General features: G+C 64.2%; 17 protein-coding genes. 14 read left to right on the top strand and 3 right to left on the bottom strand.

The window, feature by feature from the left end; genetic code table 11:
- Window positions 1-79 precede the first annotated feature (79 nt).
- The 3 genes from ACP2YO_RS36835 to ACP2YO_RS36825 all read left to right on the top strand — a co-directional run bounded on the left by ACP2YO_RS36835 (window position 80) and on the right by ACP2YO_RS36825 (window position 3,301).
- A complete protein-coding gene (locus ACP2YO_RS36835) occupies window positions 80-1,408 on the top strand; it encodes an aspartate aminotransferase family protein (RefSeq protein WP_426435971.1) in 1,329 nt (442 codons plus the stop codon).
- 89 nt (window positions 1,409-1,497) lie between these two features.
- Window positions 1,498-2,763 carry a D-amino acid dehydrogenase gene (locus tag ACP2YO_RS36830; RefSeq protein WP_426435970.1) on the top strand — a complete coding sequence of 422 codons (1,266 nt, stop codon included), beginning with the start codon at window positions 1,498-1,500 and terminating at the stop codon, window positions 2,761-2,763.
- A 163-nt stretch (window positions 2,764-2,926) separates the two neighbouring features.
- On the top strand, window positions 2,927-3,301 hold the full coding sequence (locus tag ACP2YO_RS36825; protein ID WP_426435969.1) for a hypothetical protein: 375 nt from the start codon (window positions 2,927-2,929) through the stop codon (window positions 3,299-3,301).
- A 234-nt stretch (window positions 3,302-3,535) separates the two neighbouring features.
- Here ACP2YO_RS36825 and ACP2YO_RS36820 read toward each other — a convergent pair whose 3' ends face one another.
- On the bottom strand, window positions 3,536-4,204 hold the full coding sequence (locus ACP2YO_RS36820; RefSeq protein ID WP_426435968.1) for a TetR/AcrR family transcriptional regulator: 669 nt from the start codon (window positions 4,202-4,204) through the stop codon (window positions 3,536-3,538).
- 153 nt (window positions 4,205-4,357) lie between these two features.
- Here ACP2YO_RS36820 and ACP2YO_RS36815 point away from each other — a divergent pair, with 153 nt between their 5' ends.
- From ACP2YO_RS36815 to ACP2YO_RS36800, 4 genes are all read left to right on the top strand, one after another.
- Window positions 4,358-4,855, top strand: coding sequence for a (2Fe-2S)-binding protein (locus ACP2YO_RS36815; protein ID WP_426435967.1), 498 nt, complete (start codon window positions 4,358-4,360; stop codon window positions 4,853-4,855).
- Window positions 4,852-5,898 carry an FAD binding domain-containing protein gene (locus ACP2YO_RS36810; RefSeq protein ID WP_426435966.1) on the top strand — a complete coding sequence of 349 codons (1,047 nt, stop codon included), beginning with the start codon at window positions 4,852-4,854 and terminating at the stop codon, window positions 5,896-5,898. Before ACP2YO_RS36815 ends, ACP2YO_RS36810 begins: the two co-directional genes overlap by 4 nt.
- Window positions 5,899-5,901: 3 nt before the next feature.
- The gene (locus ACP2YO_RS36805; protein WP_426435965.1) at window positions 5,902-8,172 is read left to right on the top strand and encodes a xanthine dehydrogenase family protein molybdopterin-binding subunit; all 2,271 of its coding nucleotides are present in this window, start codon (window positions 5,902-5,904) and stop codon (window positions 8,170-8,172) included.
- Between the two features lie 185 nt (window positions 8,173-8,357).
- Complete coding sequence (locus ACP2YO_RS36800) at window positions 8,358-9,686, top strand: IS1182 family transposase (protein WP_426435964.1); 1,329 nt, start codon at window positions 8,358-8,360, stop codon at window positions 9,684-9,686.
- Between the two features lie 114 nt (window positions 9,687-9,800).
- On the opposite strand, the gene ACP2YO_RS36795 is transcribed toward ACP2YO_RS36800, so the two are convergent.
- Complete coding sequence (locus tag ACP2YO_RS36795) at window positions 9,801-10,502, bottom strand: cupin domain-containing protein (RefSeq protein ID WP_426435963.1); 702 nt, start codon at window positions 10,500-10,502, stop codon at window positions 9,801-9,803.
- Window positions 10,503-10,663: 161 nt separating this feature from the next.
- Between ACP2YO_RS36795 and ACP2YO_RS36790 the strand changes: the two genes are divergently transcribed.
- From ACP2YO_RS36790 to ACP2YO_RS36770, 5 genes are all read left to right on the top strand, one after another.
- Window positions 10,664-11,431 carry an ABC transporter substrate-binding protein gene (locus ACP2YO_RS36790; RefSeq protein ID WP_426435962.1) on the top strand — a complete coding sequence of 256 codons (768 nt, stop codon included), beginning with the start codon at window positions 10,664-10,666 and terminating at the stop codon, window positions 11,429-11,431.
- 183 nt (window positions 11,432-11,614) lie between these two features.
- Window positions 11,615-12,268, top strand: a complete 654-nt coding sequence (locus tag ACP2YO_RS36785) for an amino acid ABC transporter permease (protein WP_426435961.1) — start codon at window positions 11,615-11,617, stop codon at window positions 12,266-12,268.
- Entirely contained in the window at window positions 12,265-12,996 is a 732-nt protein-coding gene (locus tag ACP2YO_RS36780) for an amino acid ABC transporter ATP-binding protein (RefSeq protein ID WP_426435960.1), read from the top strand. The genes ACP2YO_RS36785 and ACP2YO_RS36780 overlap by 4 nt, the downstream gene beginning before the upstream one ends.
- A 248-nt stretch (window positions 12,997-13,244) precedes the next feature.
- Window positions 13,245-14,342, top strand: coding sequence for an ISAs1 family transposase (locus ACP2YO_RS36775; RefSeq protein ID WP_426435191.1), 1,098 nt, complete (start codon window positions 13,245-13,247; stop codon window positions 14,340-14,342).
- Window positions 14,343-14,424: 82 nt separating this feature from the next.
- Window positions 14,425-15,717, top strand: a complete 1,293-nt coding sequence (locus ACP2YO_RS36770) for an NAD(P)/FAD-dependent oxidoreductase (protein ID WP_426435959.1) — start codon at window positions 14,425-14,427, stop codon at window positions 15,715-15,717.
- A 27-nt stretch (window positions 15,718-15,744) separates the two neighbouring features.
- Here the strand turns inward: ACP2YO_RS36770 and ACP2YO_RS36765 are convergent, their stop codons facing one another.
- Window positions 15,745-16,146: a PaaI family thioesterase gene (locus tag ACP2YO_RS36765; RefSeq protein ID WP_426435958.1), complete on the bottom strand. Its 402-nt coding sequence runs from the start codon at window positions 16,144-16,146 to the stop codon at window positions 15,745-15,747.
- A 241-nt stretch (window positions 16,147-16,387) separates the two neighbouring features.
- On the opposite strand from ACP2YO_RS36765, the gene ACP2YO_RS36760 reads away from it, so the two are divergent.
- Both ACP2YO_RS36760 and ACP2YO_RS36755 read left to right on the top strand, forming a co-directional pair.
- Window positions 16,388-17,974 (top strand): tetratricopeptide repeat protein, encoded by a 1,587-nt coding sequence (locus tag ACP2YO_RS36760; protein ID WP_426435957.1) that lies wholly within the window; start codon window positions 16,388-16,390, stop codon window positions 17,972-17,974.
- A 26-nt stretch (window positions 17,975-18,000) separates the two neighbouring features.
- A complete protein-coding gene (locus tag ACP2YO_RS36755) occupies window positions 18,001-18,564 on the top strand; it encodes a hypothetical protein (RefSeq protein ID WP_426435956.1) in 564 nt (187 codons plus the stop codon).
- Window positions 18,565-18,593: the final 29 nt, after the last annotated feature.

The raw sequence follows: 18,593 nt of genomic DNA, 5'->3' as shown, positions 1-18,593 counted from the left end.
CTTGCGGCGCCGCAGAAAAGGACTTGTTGAGCGTCTGGAAGCGTGGTCGGAGTACTTTAGTCAGCAATGGAGCTTAGCCGTGACCGTTCATCAGATTCCGAACACGATCAAGACCGATTCGTTCTGGATGCCGTTCACGGCGAACCGGCAATTCAAGAAGGCGCCGCGGCTGTTTTCCTCCGCGAAGGGCATGTACTACACCTCCGTCGACGGTCGGCAGGTGATCGACGGCTCCGCCGGCCTCTGGTGCGTCAATGCGGGCCACGGACGCTCGCAGATCGCGAGCGCCGTCGAGCGCCAGCTCACCACGCTCGACTTCGCGCCCTCGTTCAACATGGGCCATCCGCTGGCGTTCGATTTCGCCGAGCGGCTCGCCGAGATCGCGCCGAAGGGCCTCGACCGTATCTTCTTCACCAATTCCGGCTCCGAGTCGGTCGACACCGCGCTGAAGATCGCGCTGGCCTATCATCGTGCCAACGGACAGGGCACCCGCACCCGCCTGATCGGCCGCGAGCGCGGCTATCACGGCGTCGGCTTCGGCGGCATGTCGGTCGGCGGCATGGTCGCCAACCGCCGCCAGTTCGCGACCCATCTGCCGGGTGTCGATCACATCCGCCACACCCATGATATGGCGCGCAATGCCTTCGCCAAGGATCAGCCGGACCATGGCGCCGAGTTCGCTGACGACGTCGAGCGGATGGTGGCGCTGCATGGCGCCGACACCATCGCCGCCGTGATCGTCGAGCCGGTGCCCGGTTCGACCGCCGTGCTGCCGCCGCCGAAGGGTTACCTGCAGCGCCTGCGCGAACTCTGCACCAAGCACGGCATCCTCCTGATTTTCGACGAGGTCATCACCGGTTTTGGCCGCCTCGGCACGCCGTTCGCCGCCAACTTCTTCGGCGTCACGCCCGACATGATGACGACCGCCAAGGGCATCACCAACGGCACCGTGCCCTGCGGCGCGGTGTTCGCCAGCCGCCAGGTCCATGACGGGCTGATGACCGGCCCGGACAACGCCATGGAACTGTTCCACGGCTACACCTATTCGGCACATCCGGTGGCCTGCGCGGCGGGCCTTGCCACGCTCGACATCTACAAGGACGAAGGGCTTTTGACCCGCGGCGCCTCGCTCGCGGACTATTTCCGCGACGGCCTGCATTCGCTGAAGGGCGTGCCGAACGTCGTCGACATCCGCAACATCGGCCTGATGGGTGCGGTCGAAGTTGCGCCACGCGACGGCGTTGCCGGTGCGCGTGGCTACGACATCATGGTGGATTGCTTCAATCGCGGCCTCTACTTCCGCATGAGCGGCGACTCGCTTGCGCTGTCGCCGCCGCTGATCGTCGAGAAGAATCACATCGACGACATCGTCTCGATCCTCGGCGACGCCATCAAGCGCGCGGCCTGATTATTGCTTCCCTGAAGCGTGCTGTCGCCGTTGCGAAGCAGATGTTTTCGCGGCGGCGATAGTCTTGCCGCTGCAGGATGTGAGGAAGTGTGAAAGTCCTTGTTCTCGGCAGCGGCGTCATCGGTGTGACGTCGGCCTATTATCTTGCGCGCGCCGGCCATGAGGTGACGGTCATCGACCGTCAACCCAAGCCCGCGCTCGAAACCTCCTTTGCCAATGCGGGCGAGGTATCGCCCGGCTACTCCTCGCCCTGGGCCGGGCCCGGCGTGCCGGTGAAGGCCGTCAAGTGGCTGTTGATGAAGCATGGCCCGCTGGTGATCCGCCCCAGGCTGGATCCGGTGATGTGGCTCTGGCTCGCGAAGATGCTGCGCAACTGCACCACGGCGCGTTACGCGGTCAACAAGAGCCGGATGATCCCGATCGCCGAATACAGCCGCGATTGTCTGCGCGCGTTGCGCGCCGAGATCGGCATCCGCTACGACGAACGTGACCGCGGCACGCTGCAGCTGTTCCGCGATCAGGCCCAGCTCGATCACACCGGCGGCGACATCGCCGTGCTCAAGCAATATGGCGTGCCGTTCGAGGTGCTGGATCGCGACGGCTGCGTCGCCGCCGAGCCGGCGCTGGCCTCCGTGAAGGAGAAATTCGCCGGCGGGCTTCGGTTGCCGCAGGACGAGACCGGCGATTGCCACATGTTCACCCAGGCATTGGCGCTGGAGGCTGAAAAGCTCGGCGTGCGTTTTCTCTTCAACGTCGGCATCGATGGACTGAACGCAGATGCCACGCGCATCACCGGCGTTGCGACCAGTGCCGGCGTGATCCAGGCGGACGCCTATGTGCTCGCGCTCGGCAGCTATTCGCCGCGACTGGTGCGGCCGCTCGGCATCCGGCTTCCGGTCTACCCGGTGAAGGGCTATTCGATCACCGTGCCGGTCGCGAACGCCGACGGCGCGCCGGTGTCGACCGTGATGGACGAGAGTTACAAGGTCGCGGTCACGCGGCTGGGCGACCGTATCCGCGTCGGCGGCACCGCGGAAATCTCGGGCTATTCGACCAAGCTCTATGATGCACGGCGCGCGACGCTGGATCATTCGCTGACCGATCTGTTCCCGCGCGGCGGCGATCTCGGCAAGGCAACGTTCTGGTCCGGCCTGCGCCCGATGACGCCGGATGGCCCGCCGGTGCTCGGCGCGACGCGTTACGCCAATTTGCACCTCAACACCGGGCACGGCACGCTCGGCTGGACCATGGCCTGCGGCTCGGGCCGCGTGCTGGCCGATCTGCTCTCGGGCAAGACGCCCGAGATCGACACCAAGGAATTGTCGATCAGCCGTTATGATCACCGGTTTGGCTGAGGGCGTTTGAAACGGGTGAATGCAGATACAGCAAATTCTCGCCGACTACGAGATATCTGCCCGCAAGGAAGCCCGACATCGACGCTCATGCGGCCGGCTCGCACATTAGGAACGCGCTCCGGCGGACCACGTTGCTCCTGATCCAATCAGGAAAGGACTTCACATGCAGAAGCTGGCAACGATCGGTTTGGCTGCGGCCATGATGTTATCCACCTCGCTTGCGTTCGCCGCGGGCGGCGGCGGCGGTGGTGGGGCCGGCGGTGCTGGTGGCGGAGCAGGCGGCGCTGCTGCAGGCGCGGGGACCGGCAGTTCAGGAGCAGGAACCGGGGCTGGGACGGGCACTTCGGGCGCTGGCGGAACCACCGGTATGGGAACCGGCTCACCTGGAACGAACTCATCCGGGATGAGCAATCCGCCCGGCAGCACCACCGGCAACCTCAACAACCCAAGCACCACGATGCCGAATAACAATTCCGCTACGGGGACCGGGACGTCGAACCTGCCCGGCAATAGCGGCACAACGACAAATCCTCAGTGATGGCGGGACGGTCTCGCGTGAGCGGGGCTAGTTCGTAGCCGGCGATGACGGCGTTGACCGACGTCGGCTTCAAGACAGACGAAAAGCCCGGCCGCGATGGCCGGGCTGATCGCGAGTATTTTCAACGCAGGTATTTTTTAGGCAAGTATCTTTTAGCCAGGCAATGCGGATGGTTTACCGGAATGTCCGTCACGCGGTCTGTGCACATTTGAACATTGGTCCGAATCTCGGCGGCTAGCGTGACCGCTTTCGAGTGGCCTTTTTCGCCGCAGTTTTTGCCGTTGTGGTTGCTCTGGCAGCCGGCCGCACGCGCAGCCCATCCACGAACACGTCCAGCAGCCGCAGTGCGGTCGCCTGCCAGCCGGGCTGGTCGTGCATGTAGCACATGCCGATCAGCGCGCGCAGCACGTCCTCGGCGCTGATGTCCGCGCGGATGGCGTTGGCCGCGACCGCGCGGCTCAGCAGCGCGCCGACGGCCCTGGTCAGGCGATCGAACGTATAGGCGTGCAGCTCGGTCGAGCCGTGCGCGACCAGCGCAAGCGCGGCGACCATGCCCTTCTTGGTCGCGACGAACTCGACATTGGCGCGCAGCCAGCGCCGCAGCGCATCCACCGGTTCGGGCGCGGTTTGCAATTGCTCCGCGAGCTCGCCGAGCTGCTCGACCTCGCGGCGATAGACGGCTTCATAAAGCGCTTCGCGCGTCGGGAAATGACGATACAGCGTGCCGATGCCGACACGAGCATGCCGCGCGACCGCTTCGAGACTGGCCTCGCTGCCGCCGGCCGAGAACACCGCCTTTGCCGCTTCCAGCACGCGCTCGCGGTTCCGCACCGCATCCGCGCGCGGCTTGCGGACAATTTCTGCCGCAATTTCTGTTGCAAATTTTGTTGAGCGACTGGCCATCCCTTTTTCTTTTTCCCCTCCCTTGTTAACCGGAGGATGCCTCCGTATATGGCGACCAGCACCCGGCCTGACAAGGCGTGCCGATGATGGATCGGCCGTCATTGGCTGGCGTTGTCCTCGATTCAACCGACCATACACGGATCGGAGCCCTGCATGAATCTCCCCATCAGCCTGACCATCAACGGCGTGCGCCGCGACATCGCGCTCGACGATCCCCGTGTCACCCTGCTCGATCTGCTGCGCGAGCGGCTCGACCTGACCGGAACCAAGAAGGGATGCGACCGCGGCCAGTGCGGCGCCTGCACCATCCTGGTCGACGGACGCCGGATCAATTCCTGCCTCGCGCTCGCCGTCAGCCATGACGGCGCCGAGATCACCACCATCGAGGGCGTCGCGCACGGCGATCAGCTGCATCCGGTGCAGGCCGCATTCATCGCGCATGACGGCTTCCAGTGCGGCTTCTGCACGCCGGGCCAGATCATGAGCGCGATCGGCCTGATCGAGGAGGGCCAGGCCGGCGGCGACCCGGAGCGCGTCCGCGAATGCATGAGCGGCAATCTCTGCCGCTGCGGCGCCTATGCCGGGATCACCGAGGCCGTGATCGAGGCACAGGCCGATATCAACGCTGGCAAACAGAGGCGCTCCGCATGATGAATTTCGATTACGTCAGGCCGGCCAACGTATCCGAGGCGATCGCGGCGGCATCGGAACAGGGATCGGCCTATCTCGCTTCCGGCACCAATCTGCTCGATCTGATGAAGGGTGGTATCAGCCGGCCGAGCCGCCTGGTCGACGTCACGCGCCTGCCGGGCCTCGATCGCATCGAACCACTGGCCGATGGCTCTCTGAGCATCGGCGCACTGGTGCGCAATGCCGACCTCGCGCATGACGACGCGTTCGCGCGCGCCTATCCTGCCGTCGCCGAGGCGCTGCTGTCCGGCGCGTCGGCGCAACTGCGCAACGCGGCGACCGTCGGCGGCAATCTCATGCAGCGGACGCGTTGCGCTTACTTCTACGACGCGGCGAGCTCCTGCAACCGCCGCTCACCAGGCGCCGGTTGCGACGCGCGCGAGGGCGAGAACCGCCTGCACGCGGTGCTCGGCTGGAGCGAGGGCTGCATCGCGACCCATCCGTCCGATTTCTGCGTGCCGCTGGTTGCGCTCGATGCCGTGGTCGAGATCGAGGGCAAGCGCGGACGCCGCGAATTGCCGCTCGAGGCGCTGCATCGTTTGCCCGGCGACACGCCGGAGCGCGAGACCGCGCTGGAGCCCGGCGATCTCATCGTCGCGTTGCGCCTGCCGGCCGAGGCGCAAGGCTTTGCCGCGCATGCGCGCTATATCAAGGTCCGCGAGCGCACGTCCTATGCCTTCGCAGTGGTGTCCGTGGCAGCCGGCCTTCGGATCGAGCAAGGCCGGATCCGCGAGGCACGGCTTGCGCTCGGCGGCGTCGCCGCAAAGCCGTGGCGGGCGCGTGAGGCCGAGCAGCTGCTCGCCGGCGCTGCGCCCGATGCGGCCAAGTATCGCGAGGCGGCACGCGCCGCACTCGCCGAGGCAAAACCGTCCGGCGATAATGCGTTCAAGATCGAACTGGCGCAACGCATCATCGTGCGTGCGCTGACGCTTGCCGCCGCCGGCACCCCGGCCCGGATTGCCGCGCTGCCCGGCTCTCCCTTCTCGTCCGTTTCAGGAGCGTAACGCATGGCGCCCGAGATCCATTTGACCCGCGACCCCGCCCATCTCAGGCACGGCTCGAATATCGGCCGGCCGCTGACCCGCACGGACGGTGTCCTGAAGGTGACCGGCAAGGCTCGTTATGCCGCCGACAATCATCCGCCCGGCATGCTCTATGCCGTGATCGCGACGAGCTGCATCGCGCGCGGTCGCGTCACCTCGCTCGATATCGCCGCGGCGAAACGCCATCCCGGCGTCGTCGACGTCATGACGCCGGCGCACAAGCCACAGCTTGCCGAAGACCCCGATGCCAAGGGTAATCCGTTTGCGTTCCGCATGGAGCTCCTGCAGAGCGACGAGGTGCGCTACGCCAACCAGGCGATCGCGGTCGTGATTGCCGAGACGCTGGAGGCCGCCACCGAAGGCGCGACGCAGTTGTCGCCGCGCTATCAGGTCGAGATTGCGCGCGTCGGCCTCGACGCCGGCGACAGCTACGTCCCGCCAGTGGTCGGAATCGGCAATCCGGCCGAAGTCTCGCACGGCGATATCGATGCGGGCCTTGCCGCGGCCTCGAAGCGGATTGACGCGACCTATGAGACGCCGGCGCAGTATCACAATGCGATGGAGCCGCACGCGATTGTCGCGGTGTGGGACGGTGACAAACTTTTCATCGACACGCCGAGCCAGGGCATGGCGATGGCGCAGATGCGGATCGGCGGGCTGTTCGGTATTCCGCCTGCTAATATCCACATCAACAGCCCGTTTCTCGGCGGTGGCTTCGGCTCCAAGGGCCTCGTCTCCGGGCCGCAGGTGCTCGGGGTCATGGCGGCAAAGCTCGTCGGGCGCCCGGTCAAGCTGGTGCTGCGCCGCAGCCAGATGTATGGCCCCGTCGGCCATCGCGCACCGACCCGGCAGCGGCTGCGCATCGGCGCCGACGATGATGGCATGCTCACGGCGATCGATCATCACGCCAAAATCACGACCTCCAGCTTCGATGATTTCTACGAGCCCGCAGCCGATGCCTCGCACACGCTGTATGCGAGCCCGGCGATCCGGACCGCGCATGAGGCGGTGCGCGTCGACACCGGTACGCCGCTGTTCATGCGCGCGCCGGGCGAGGCCACCGGATCGATCGCACTGGAGAGCGCGATCGACGAGGCGGCGTTTGCCTGCGGCATCGATCCGCTGGCGTTCCGCCTGAAGAATTATGCCGAGGTCGAGCCGACCACGGGCAAACCGTTCTCCTCGAAGGCGCTGCGCCAGTGTTACGCCAAAGGCGCCGAACGTTTCGGCTGGGCGCGGCGTCCGCTTCAACCGAAGCAGATGCGCGACGAGGCCGGCTTTCTGGTCGGTTGGGGCATGGGCACCGCGACGTTCCCGGCGCTGATGTTCCAGGGCAATGCGCGCGCGGTGCTCCGCGCCGACGGGCGTGGCGCGATGGAAACCGGCGCGCATGACATGGGGCAGGGCGCCTGGACGGCGCTGGCTCAGATCTCGGCCGACGCGCTCGGCCTCGATTTCGATCAGGTCGCGTTCAAATCCGGCACCTCGGATCTGCCGGATGCCGGCATCGCCGGCGGCTCGGCGCACACGGCAACCGTCGGTGCTGCGATCCACAACGCCGGCGCCGCCGTGATCGCCAGGCTCGCGGATCTCGCGATGTCGGACGAACGCTCGCCGCTGTTCGGCGCCGGCAATGCCGGTGTGGCCGCAAGGGCCGGGCGGCTGCATCGCCGCGACGACGAGACACGCAACGAAAGCTATGCCGATATCCTGACGCGCGCGGGTCTTGCCGAGATCGACGCCAGCGGCAGCGGCGCGGCTGACCCGGCGGCGCAGTCGCACTACGCGATGCACGCGCATGGCGCCGTGTTTGCCGAGGTCAAGGTCGATCCGGAGCTCGGCCAGATTCGCGTGACGCGGATGGTCGGCGCATTTGCCGCCGGCCGCATCATCAATCCGCTGATGGTGCAGAGCCAGCTCTATGGCGGCATGATCTGGGGCCTGTCGTTCGCGCTGCATGAGGAGGCGGTGACGGATCACAGATCGGGCCGCATCCTGAACGCGAACCTCGCCGAGTATCACGTGCCTGTAAATGCCGATGTGCCGCCGATGGACGTGATCACGGTCGACGAGCACGATCCGCATGTCAATGCGCTCGGCATCAAGGGCGTCGGCGAGATCGGCATCACCGGCAGCGCCGGCGCGGTCGCCAACGCCGTCTGGCACGCCACCGGCATCCGCGTCCGGCGGTTTCCGATCAGGATCGAGGAATTGGTGATGGGGTTATCGGCTTGACGCGATAGCGGAGCAGCGGTTCGTAGGGTGGGCAAAGGCGCGCTTGCGCCGCGCCCACCATCCGGCACCGTGCTCGCGAGGGTGGGCACGCTTCGCTTTGCCCACCCTACGAGGCTGTGAATCTTTTTATGCCATATGTCGGGCTGATGTGATTCTCTTGGCAGGTTGATTTGCTGGAGAGACTGATGGCTGACGACAAGCTGTTCGACGACTTGCCGGAGCAGTCGGCGCCACGGACCGAGGCGATGCCGCGCGGTGCACCTCGGCTGCGGGAGCCGGTGCGCGACCAAGTGGAACTGCGAGCGGTCGATATCGACAGCCTGATTGGGCAGGATCATCCAGCACGGGTGATCTGGGCTTATGTCGAAGGGCTCGACCTCAGTGCATTGGAAGACCGGGTCAAAGCGCGAGAGAACCGGCCGGGTCATCCGGCGCCATCACCCCGGCTGCTGCTGGCGCTGTGGCTGTACGCAACAAGTGACGGCGTTGGCAGCGCGCGGGCGCTGGACCGGCTCTGCAACAGCCACGACGTTTACCGCTGGCTCTGCGGCGGCGTCTCTTTGAACTATCACACGCTGTCGGACTTCCGGGTCGGTTGTGCTGACCTGCTCGACCGTTTGCTGGTCGAGCATCTGATGGCCCTGAGCAAGGTGGGGCTGGTTGATCTGGAGAAGCTGGCTCAGGACGGGGTGCGGATACGGGCGAGCGCAGGAACTGGCTCGTTCCGACGAGAGGCGACGCTAGATCGGCAGATGGCCCAGGCCCAGGCGGTGGTGGAGGACCTCAAGCGCGAGGTCGATGCGGATCCGGAAGCCAGCAATCGGCGGATCCGAGCCGCCAAGGAGCGCGCAGCACGCGAACGCAACGAACGGGTGCAAGCGGCGCAAGCGGCACTGGCCGAGATCAAGCGCAAGCGAAAGCAACTCGACGAAAAAGGCGGCAATGGCAAAAAGCCGAAGGAGCCTCGAGCTTCCACCACCGACCCGCAGGCACGGGTGATGAAGATGGCGGATGCCGGCTTCCGCCCGGCCTACAACGTGCAGGTCGCCAGTGCGGCGGGCGAACTGATCGTGGTCACGGTCGATGTCGACAACAATGGATCAGATCGCGGCCTGATGCGGCCGATGCTGGAACGAACCCACGCATTGCTGAAGCGCTTTCCTCGCCGCCACCTCGTCGACGGCGGGTTCTGCAGCGGCGAGGACATCGAATGGGCGCATGGCGAAGGTATCGAGGTCTACTGCCCTCCGCCTCAATCCAGGAGCGGTGTCGATCCTTTTTTACCCCGGAGCAGCGATGGTCCCGGAGTATCCGCCTGGCGGGCTCGCATGACCAGCGAAGCAGGCAAGGCACAGTACAAGGTCCGTACGATCTGCGAATGCATCCATGCCCGCTGGCGCAACTGGGACCTCAGGCAACTGACCGTGCGCGGTATCAACAAGGTCCGCGCCGTCGTGCTCTGGTACGCTCTCGCCAACAACGTCCTGCAAGGCCATCGCCTCGCCAAGGCATAGTCCCCGCAACCACAGCCGAGCAATCCGACCCGATTGCTCCTCTGCACGCAAGAACTAACGGCTCCTACTTCGGATGCCGCTACACAAACCCAATTGGTTCACAGGCTCTACGATTCACCCCGCCGCCGTCAAGCAATTCACCCACAGCACCACCGCCTTCGCCTCACTATCCGGGTTGGAAAACCGGTGCGGCCTGCGGCTGGCAAACCGGAAACTGTCGCCCTCTTTCAGCGTCCAGGTCTCGGCGTCGACGGTCAGAATCATCTCGCCCTGAAGCACGAGGCCGGCTTCCTCGCCGTCATGGGTGTAGAGCTCGTCGCCGGTGCTGCCGCCGGGCTCGAGATGCACCAGGAACAGATTGAGCCGGCTCTCGATGCCGGCAGGGCTCAGCAATTGCTTTGAGACGCCGGTGCGCCACAGCTTCAGCTCGGCACGCTGCACCTCGCGTGTGACGACGCCGTCTGACGCGCCGCCGTCGCCTGGCGTCGCGCCGAACAGCGCGGCGATGCCGACGCCGAGCACGTCGGCCAGCGTCGCGAGCGCGCGCAGCGAGGGCGACGACAGGCCGCGTTCGATCTGGCTGATGAAGCCGATCGAAAGGTCGGCGCGCGCGGCGACCGTCTCCAGCGACATCGCTCTCGCGCGGCGCAGATCGCGGATGCGGCGTCCGACCGCAAGATCCATCGCCGGCTCGGCCGGCTTCCGCGCCGCGCGGCGCGTGGTCGCTGGCTTCGTTGTTGCAGGCTTCGTTTTTGCAGACTTCGTTTTTGCAGACTTGGCTGCCGTCGCTTTGCGCATTCTCTTGCCGCCGCTCACGTCAGGCCGCTTCCTTCATGTGCATGAAAACCGCTTGCATTACCTGCCATTTCGTGACCACAATTTCATATTGGTGAAAATAGGCCGGAACGGCGTCGTCCGCAACCATAAGCTCGAAACGGGCGACGCGGCCACCGGTGTCAGCTTTGGGAGCACTTGCGATGTCCTTTCAGCGTCTCGTCACGGCCGCCGCCGCGGTCCTCGCCATGGCCTTGAGTTCGCCGTCTCAGGCACAGCAAACGCTGAAGGTCGGCTCGACGCCGACCGGCATCCCCTTCACCTTCCTCGACACCAAGACCAACACGATCCAGGGCATCATGGTCGATCTCGCCACCGAGGTCGGCAAGGACGCCGGCTTTGCCGTGCAGATCGAGCCGATGCAGTTCTCGGCGCTGATCCCCTCGCTGACATCAAACAAGATCGACATCATCGCGGCTGCGATGTTCGCGACCGCGGCGCGCAAGGAGGTGATCGACTTCTCCGATGCCGTCTACACCTATGGTGAGGGTCTGGTGGTGCCGAAGGCCGACACCAAGGCGTATGTCTCGCAGGAGGAGTTGAAGGGCACGGTCGTCGGCGCCCAGGTCGGGACCGCTTTCGTCGATGCGCTGAAAAAGACGGGACTGTTCAGCGAGGTCAAGGTCTACGACAACATTCCGGACATCCTGCGCGACGTCAATGCGGGCCGCCTCAAGGCCGGGTTCGCCGACTATCCGATCCTCGCCTACAATTTGCAGCAGGGCAATTTCGCCGACGTGCGTCTGGTCGACAGCTACAAGCCGGTCACCGTCGGCACGGTGGCGATCGGCGTCCGCAAGAGTGACGCGGAGCTACTTTCCAAGATCAACGCCTCGCTCGCCAAGCTCAAGGCCAACGGCACGGTTGCAAAAATCCTAGAGAAATGGGGCCAGAAGGCCAATGCGTCGTGATTGCGTGCGCTCACAGCTCTAACCACGTCATTGCGAGCGAAGCGAAGCAATCCATTGTGCTGCGCCCGCGGAAAGATGGATTGCTTCGTCGCTTTGCTCCTCGCAATGACGGGCTTGGATACATTTACGGGCTCTCGTGCGCGAACTGGTCAACCGTTTCCATGAAGCTCCGCGCTTGACCCGATGCAGAAATTCTACAGCGACGCCGTCGAGTTCGTGCCGATCCTGCTGCAGGGCGTCTGGCTGACCATCGTCGTCACGCTCGGCTCGCTGGTGCTGTCGACCGTGCTCGGGCTGCTGTGGGCGTTGATGCGGGTGTCCGGCATCCGCATCCTTGCTGGCTTCAGCGCCGCGTTGATCAATTTGATCCGCGGCATCCCGATCATCGTGCTCCTGTTCTACATCTACTTCGTGATGCCTGATTTCGGCATTGCGCTGACGGCGCTGCAGGCCGCGATCATCGGGCTCGGCATCGCCTACTCGGCCTACCAGGCCGAGAACTTCCGCGCCGGCATCGAGGCGATCGACAAGGGCCAGATCGAGGCCGCGCAGACCATCGGGATGGGATGGTGGCTCACCATGCGCCGCGTGGTGCTGCCGCAGGCGGTCAAGATCGCGCTGCCGCCCTATGGTAACGTCATGATCATGATGCTGAAGGATTCCTCGCAGGCATCGACCATCACGGTCGCCGAGCTGGCGCTGCAGGGCAAGCTGATCGCCTCGTCGACCTTCAAGAACACCAGCGTGTTCACGCTTGTCGCGCTGATGTACCTCACCATGAGCATTCCACTGATTCTGCTGGTTCGGCATTTCGAGAACAAGGCCAACCGCAAATGATCGAGCTCAAGGACGTCCACAAGAGCTTTGGCAAGGTCGAGGTGCTGAAGGGCATCACCGCCTCGGTCGCCAAGAGCGAGGTGGTCTGCATCATCGGCCCATCGGGCTCCGGCAAGTCGACCATCCTGCGCTGCATCGACGGGCTGGAGGGCTATGATGCCGGCGACATCAGCATCGAGGGCACGCGCGTTGATCGCAACGACCGCTCGATCGTCGCGGTGCGCACGCAGGTCTCGATGGTATTCCAGCGTTTCAATTTGTTCCCGCACCGCACGGCGCTCGAGAACGTCATCGAGGGGCCGCTCTATGTGAAGAAGGAGCCGCGCGATGCGGCGATCGCGCGCGGCCGGGCACTGCTCGCGCAGGTCGGGCTGGTCGAGAAGGCCGACGTGCACCCACCGCAACTGTCCGGCGGCCAGCAGCAGCGCGTTGCGATCGCGCGTGCGCTGGCGATGCAGCCGAAAGCGATCCTGTTCGATGAGCCGACCTCGGCGCTCGATCCTGAATTGGTCGGAGAGGTGCTCTCGGTGATGCGCAAACTGGCCGACGACGGCATGACCATGGTCGTCGTCACCCACGAGATGGGCTTCGCCCGCGACGTCGCCGATCGTGTGCTGTTCATCGATGGCGGCGTCATCGTCGAGCAGGGCGCCGCCAAATCCGTCCTCAACCAGCCGCAGCACCCGCGCACCCAGGACTTCCTGCGCCGCGTGCTGCATCCGTTGTGATTCACGCTGATGACGCCCAGTCGAGCCGCATCGACACTCCCCTCCCTCTCCCGCTTGCGGGGGGGGGGCTGGGGTGGGGGTCTCACCGCGAGTCGTATTGCGGAGAGAGCCCCCGCCCGCATTGCATCTTCGATGCAATGCGACCTCCCCCGCAAGGGCAGGGGAATCGCATGTGCGTGCCTGCAAGTAGTTGCCAAATCGGAAGAAAAGGATTCTGAGGATAGCTCCTGATCTTGAGGGAGCAGCCGATGCAGAGATTTGCGGAATGCTTTTCGGAGTTGCCCGACCCGCGGGCCGACAACGCGCTGCATGACCTGACCGAGATATTGTTCCTCGCGCTGATGGCGACGCTGTGCGGGGCGACGAGTTGCACCGACATGGCGCTGTTTGCCCGGATGAAGGCCTATCTTTGGCAGGATGTGCTGGAGCTTAAGAACGGTCTGCCGAGCCACGACACATTCAGTCGGGTGTTCCGGATGCTTGACCCGAAGGCGTTTGAGGTCGCGTTTCGGCGCTTCATGAAGGCCTTTGCGCAAGGCGCGAAGATCAAGCGGCCACGCGGGGTGATCGCGCTCGACGGCAAAGCGTTGCGGCGCGGCTACGAACGCGGCAAGAGCCACATGCCGCCGGTGATGGTGACCGCCTGGGCGGCGCAGACGCGCATGGCGCTCGCCAATGTGCTGGCGCCGAACAACAACGAAGCCGATGGCGCCCTGCAGTTGCTTGCGCTTCTGCAGCTCAAGGGCTGCGTGGTCACAGCCGACGCCCTGCATTGCCACCGCGCGATGGCCAAGGCGATCGTGGAACGGGGCGGCGACTACGTGCTGGCGGTGAAGGCGAACCAGCCTACTCTGTTGGAGGATGCCAAAGCCGCAATCCGCGCCGCCAAACGCAAGGGCAAGACCTCGCTCACCACCAAAGACGCTGAACATGGACGCAACGAAAAGCGTGTTGCTCTCGTTGCACCGGCTCCCGACATGGCCAGGAAGCACGACTTTCCAGGCCTCAAAGCTGTTGCCCGCATCACCAGCAAGCGGGGCCAGGACGACACGGTCGAGCGCTACTTCCTGATGAGCCGCCCCTATAGCCGCAAAGAGGTCCTGCGCATCGTCCGCGCTCATTGGGGCATCGAAAATAGCCTTCACTGGCCGCTCGACGTCACCCTCGACGAGGATCTTGCTCGCAATCGCAAAGACAACGGACCGGCCAATCTGGCCGTGCTTCGCCGCCTGGCCCTCAACGTCGCCCAGGCTCACCCAGACACCACAGTCTCCCTGCGCGGCAAGCTCAAACGCGCCGGATGGAACGATGCCTTCCTTTTTGAACTCCTCGGCCACATGCGATAGCCCTGCCCGCAAGCGGGAGAGGTGAGCGGAGTGCGCCGCCGCGCCGAGAGCCTCAACAACATCTGTTAGTTGGTATCCTTCGATGACCTCATCCATCCGCCTGCCGCTTCCGCCGAGCCTCTATGCCGACACCGCAGTGGAGGCGACGCCGACGCCGCCGTTGACCACGGACAAGAGCGTGCCTGTCGCGATCATCGGCGGCGGCTTCACCGGGCTCTCCACCGCGCTGCATCTTGCCGAACAGGGCGTGCCTGCGACGGTGCTGGAAGCGCAGGAGCCTGGCTGGGGTGCCTCCGGCAACAATGGCGGGCAGACAAATCCGGGGCTGAAGCACGACCCCGATCAGATCGAGGCGGACTTCGGTTCCGATCTCGGCCGCCGCATGATCGATTTCGCTTACGGCACCACCAATTTCACGCATGATCTGATCCGCCGCTACCAGATCCCCTGCGAGGCGCGGCAGAACGGCACGTTGCGCGCGGCCTACAATGAAGCCAGCGCCGCCGCGATCGCGACCACCGCAAGGCAATGCATCGCGCGCGGCATGCCGGTGAAGCTGCTCAATGCCACCGAGATGCGCGAGATGACCGGGAGTGACCGCTATCTCTGCGCCATGTCGGATGCGCGCGGTGGCGATTTGCACCCGCTCAGCTACGCGCGCGGACTGGCACGCGCCGCGATCGGCGCGGGCGTCGCCGTCCATGGCGAGACACCGGCCGTGTCGCTGCGCCGCGACGGCGGCCGCTGGCGAATCGAGACCCCGCGCGCGGTGGTGCATGCCGACAAGGTACTGCTCGCGACCAATGGTTTTACGGACGATCTCTGGCCTTCGCTCCGTCGCACCATCGTGCCGGTGTTCTCGTCGATCGCCTGTACGGCGCCGCTGCCCGACGAGGTTGCACGCGCGATCATGCCGAGCCGGCCGGTGCTCTATGAGAGCGGCCACATCACGGTCTATTACCGTATCGACCAGCGCAATCGCCTGCTGATGGGCGGCCGCGGCCCGATGCGCTGGATCAGCAAGCCGACTGACGTCGCCTATCTGATGCGTTACGCCGAGCGGCTGTGGCCGCAGCTCAAAGGCGTCGGCTGGACCCATGGTTGGAACAGCCGGCTCGCCATCACCGCCGATCACTATCCGCATGTCCACGAGCCCGCGGAAAATCTCGTGGTCTCGCTCGGCTGCAACGGTCGCGGCGTCGCGCTCTCGACCGCGATGGGCGCGCAACTCGCCCGCCGCCTGATCGGCGGCGACAGGTGCGAGATCGACATGCCCGTGACCGGCATCAAGCCGATCCCGATGCATCCGTTCTGGCGGGTCGGCGTCACCGCCGCGGTGCTGACAGGGCGGGTGAGGGACCGGCTGGGCGTGTAGATGTCTCCCGATGTAGAGGCTCGGAAACTACTTCCTTTCGAGAACGCGTAGCTCCGCCGTGGCTTTGGCCACTGTCACGCCCTGGATGTCGACCAGATCGGCCTCAACGATCATGTCGCGCTCGGTTCGCGAGACTATTCTTGCATGGGCCGTGATCGGGCCAACGCTCGCGGCCTTGAGGAAGCTTGTGTTCAGGCTCTTCGTCACCACCGTCTGGGTCGAAGGAAGCGCCGCCAGGGCACCAAGCCCCGTTGCTGAATCCAGCATGGCCGCGAGGAAGCCGCCCTGAATTGTTCCATGGCGGTTGGTGAATGACGGCTGCGCCTGGAAGCGGATCGAGGCTGTCTCGCCGTCAAAGCCCAGCCACTCCCGTCCGAGGAGTTGGGCGCCGGGCGGCATGTCCGCGTTTTGATCAGCCAAGTCGATCACCGCTGTGATATCTTCAGGTCGATGGTATCAGGCCGTTCACGTCCTACAACGTCCATCGGCAGGTCCGGCACGTCACCAGCGAAAAGCGGAATACACGAGCGGTGCGATGTCAGGGCTGTCCCGAACACCCCAAGCCTGTTGTATTGCGACGAGTTACGTTGGAGGCTTCGACCGGATAGGTTTTATACTCTGAGAAAATTTGTGACTAGAAACTTACTTAATCGATTAGGGAGAACCCAACATGCGCATTTCGCTTTTTGCAATTGGCATCGCAGGCGTGACAAGTCTTGGATTTCCTGGACCGGGTATCGCACAAGAGAACGCCGATCAGAAGCTTGGGATTGTTCACTTCGAAACGTCGTGCAACGAGACCGCGCAACGGCGTTTCGACCGTGCCATGCGGTATCAGCATTCGTTCTGGTACACGGCGTCGAGGGAAATTTATGAGGATGTGCTCAAGGCCGATCCGAAATGCGCTATCGCGTATTGGGGCATCGCGTTATCATACTTGAATAACCCGCACAGCCCGATTCCGGCGCCCAATCTCCCGCTCGGGCGTGCGGCTATCGAAAAGGCAAAGGAGGTCGGCGCCGCCACCCAGCGTGAACGCGACTACATCGATGCCTTGTCTGCGATGTATCTTGACTACGAGAAAGTCCCGCACCAAGCGCGGGTCCAGTCCTACCTCAAGGCGATGGAAGCTCTAGCCAGCCGCTATCCAGAGGATGACGAGGCACAGATATTCTATGCAATCGCACTTAACGTTACTGCGCTTCCTTCTGACAAGACCTACGCCAATCAGCTCAAGGGCGCGGCCATTCTCGAGCCGATCTTCGCGCGTCTACCGCAGCATCCGGGCGTCGCTCATTATCTGATCCATCTGTATGACTATCCATCGATCGCCGCGCGGGGGCTGCCCGCTGCGCTTCGTTACGCAAAGATTGCACCGAACGCGCCTCACGCGCAGCACATGCCGTCGCACATCTTTACCCGGGTCGGTTACTGGAAGGAATCGATCGGCGCAAACCTGGCGTCCGTTCGTGCTGCCAAGGAGGGAAAGGAAATCGGAGACCAACTGCACGGAGAGGATTATCTCGTCTACGCCTATCTGCAGCTCGGCCAGGACAAGGAAGCGCTCGCCGTCATCAATGACATCGAGGCTGCACAACCGGCTCCGGATGCTTTCGCGGCCGCGTTCTCGCAGGCTGCCGCACCGGCGCGCTATATGGTGGAACGTGGCAATTGGACGGGCGCGGCCAGCCTGGACGTCAAAACCAGCAAATTTCCCCAAGCCATGGCGATTACGCATTTTGCCCGGGCGATCGGCGCCGCTCGTTCCGGCAAGATCGATGCCGCCAAAAGCGATATTGCCAAGCTCGCCGAGCTCCGCGACAGTCTTCGCGAGACAAAGAACGATTATTGGGCCGGCCAGGTCGATGTCCAGGAACAGGCTGCCACCGCTTGGCTCCTCTACGTGACCGGCACGCGTGATGAAGCGCTGAAGGCAATGAGCTCCGCGGTCGATGCCGAGGATGCGACTGAAAAGGCGCCGGTCACACCTGGCCCGTTGGCGCCGGCGCGGGAGTTGTATGGGTTCATGCTGCTGGACTACGGCAAGGCAAAAGAGGCGCTCGCAGTATTCGAAGCCACGATGGCGAAGGAGCCAAATCGCTTCAACGGCTATGTCGGGGCGGCCACGGCAGCACAGGTCTCGGGTGACGCGGCCAAGGCGAAAGTGCTCTACGGCAAGCTGATCGAACTTGCGGCCGAATCCAATTCGGATCGGCCGTCCTTGGTGGCGGCCCGATCGTTTGTGGCAGGCAATTAAGAAAACGGTGACTCTGGCTGCGTCCGATGAGAAGAAGCATTCTCATAGCCGTCATCGCGGGCCTTTGCCTCGGAGGCTCAATTCCGCTCGTCTATGACGGATGGCGCTCAGTCGCAAACGACCGCAAGCTGGCAACTCCTCACCACCCCCTCTGGACGGAAGCAGAATGGCCATTTCCAATGGACGAATGGGGAAAGGGCAAGGCGTTCGAGTGCGCGGCTACCGACTGCGGCGTCGGGGTCAAACTCTATATCCGCGCGAAGCTCGGCTTCTGTAACTGTACCACAGGCGTTGCAGATGATGAGGAACTCGATCGCGTAGCCGATCTCAGATTCATCGGCGAACCGCGCCTCGCTTCACCCGCCGGAAGTGCCATTACCGTTGGCCGCATGAAAGGTCGAAGCCGAGTACACACGACTGCAAGGTCCCGAGGGTCGGCCGTGGCGATTGCGTTCAATGATCGATGCGACGTCGTCGTCGCAACGGCCCTCGTCGCGCACCCTGATGCAACAGCGCTTGAACCGACAGTGATCGCGTTCCTCAATAGTGAAACCATCGTTCACTGGGTTGAGATCACACTCGGTCTCTAAGACCTTAAATGCATCTCAGGCTGAGCACG

Source organism: Bradyrhizobium genosp. P (genome assembly GCF_049949265.1).
In the GTDB taxonomy this organism is placed as follows: Bacteria; Pseudomonadota; Alphaproteobacteria; order Rhizobiales; family Xanthobacteraceae; genus Bradyrhizobium.
This window is presented reverse-complemented; position numbering and strand designations above follow the sequence as displayed.

What these genes read in the sequence shown, in the direction of transcription:
- ACP2YO_RS36825 (WP_426435969.1), top strand. Translation starts at nt 2,927, where the DNA reads ATGCAGAAGCTGGCAACGATCGGTTTGGCTGCGGCCATGATGTTATCC.
- ACP2YO_RS36820 (WP_426435968.1), bottom strand. Translation starts at nt 4,204, where the DNA reads ATGGCCAGTCGCTCAACAAAATTTGCAACAGAAATTGCGGCAGAAATT.
- ACP2YO_RS36815 (WP_426435967.1), top strand. Translation starts at nt 4,358, where the DNA reads ATGAATCTCCCCATCAGCCTGACCATCAACGGCGTGCGCCGCGACATC.
- ACP2YO_RS36810 (WP_426435966.1), top strand. Translation starts at nt 4,852, where the DNA reads ATGATGAATTTCGATTACGTCAGGCCGGCCAACGTATCCGAGGCGATC.
- ACP2YO_RS36805 (WP_426435965.1), top strand. Translation starts at nt 5,902, where the DNA reads ATGGCGCCCGAGATCCATTTGACCCGCGACCCCGCCCATCTCAGGCAC.
- ACP2YO_RS36800 (WP_426435964.1), top strand. Translation starts at nt 8,358, where the DNA reads ATGGCTGACGACAAGCTGTTCGACGACTTGCCGGAGCAGTCGGCGCCA.
- ACP2YO_RS36790 (WP_426435962.1), top strand. Translation starts at nt 10,664, where the DNA reads ATGTCCTTTCAGCGTCTCGTCACGGCCGCCGCCGCGGTCCTCGCCATG.
- ACP2YO_RS36785 (WP_426435961.1), top strand. Translation starts at nt 11,615, where the DNA reads ATGCAGAAATTCTACAGCGACGCCGTCGAGTTCGTGCCGATCCTGCTG.
- ACP2YO_RS36780 (WP_426435960.1), top strand. Translation starts at nt 12,265, where the DNA reads ATGATCGAGCTCAAGGACGTCCACAAGAGCTTTGGCAAGGTCGAGGTG.
- ACP2YO_RS36775 (WP_426435191.1), top strand. Translation starts at nt 13,245, where the DNA reads ATGCAGAGATTTGCGGAATGCTTTTCGGAGTTGCCCGACCCGCGGGCC.
- ACP2YO_RS36770 (WP_426435959.1), top strand. Translation starts at nt 14,425, where the DNA reads ATGACCTCATCCATCCGCCTGCCGCTTCCGCCGAGCCTCTATGCCGAC.
- ACP2YO_RS36760 (WP_426435957.1), top strand. Translation starts at nt 16,388, where the DNA reads ATGCGCATTTCGCTTTTTGCAATTGGCATCGCAGGCGTGACAAGTCTT.
- ACP2YO_RS36755 (WP_426435956.1), top strand. Translation starts at nt 18,001, where the DNA reads ATGAGAAGAAGCATTCTCATAGCCGTCATCGCGGGCCTTTGCCTCGGA.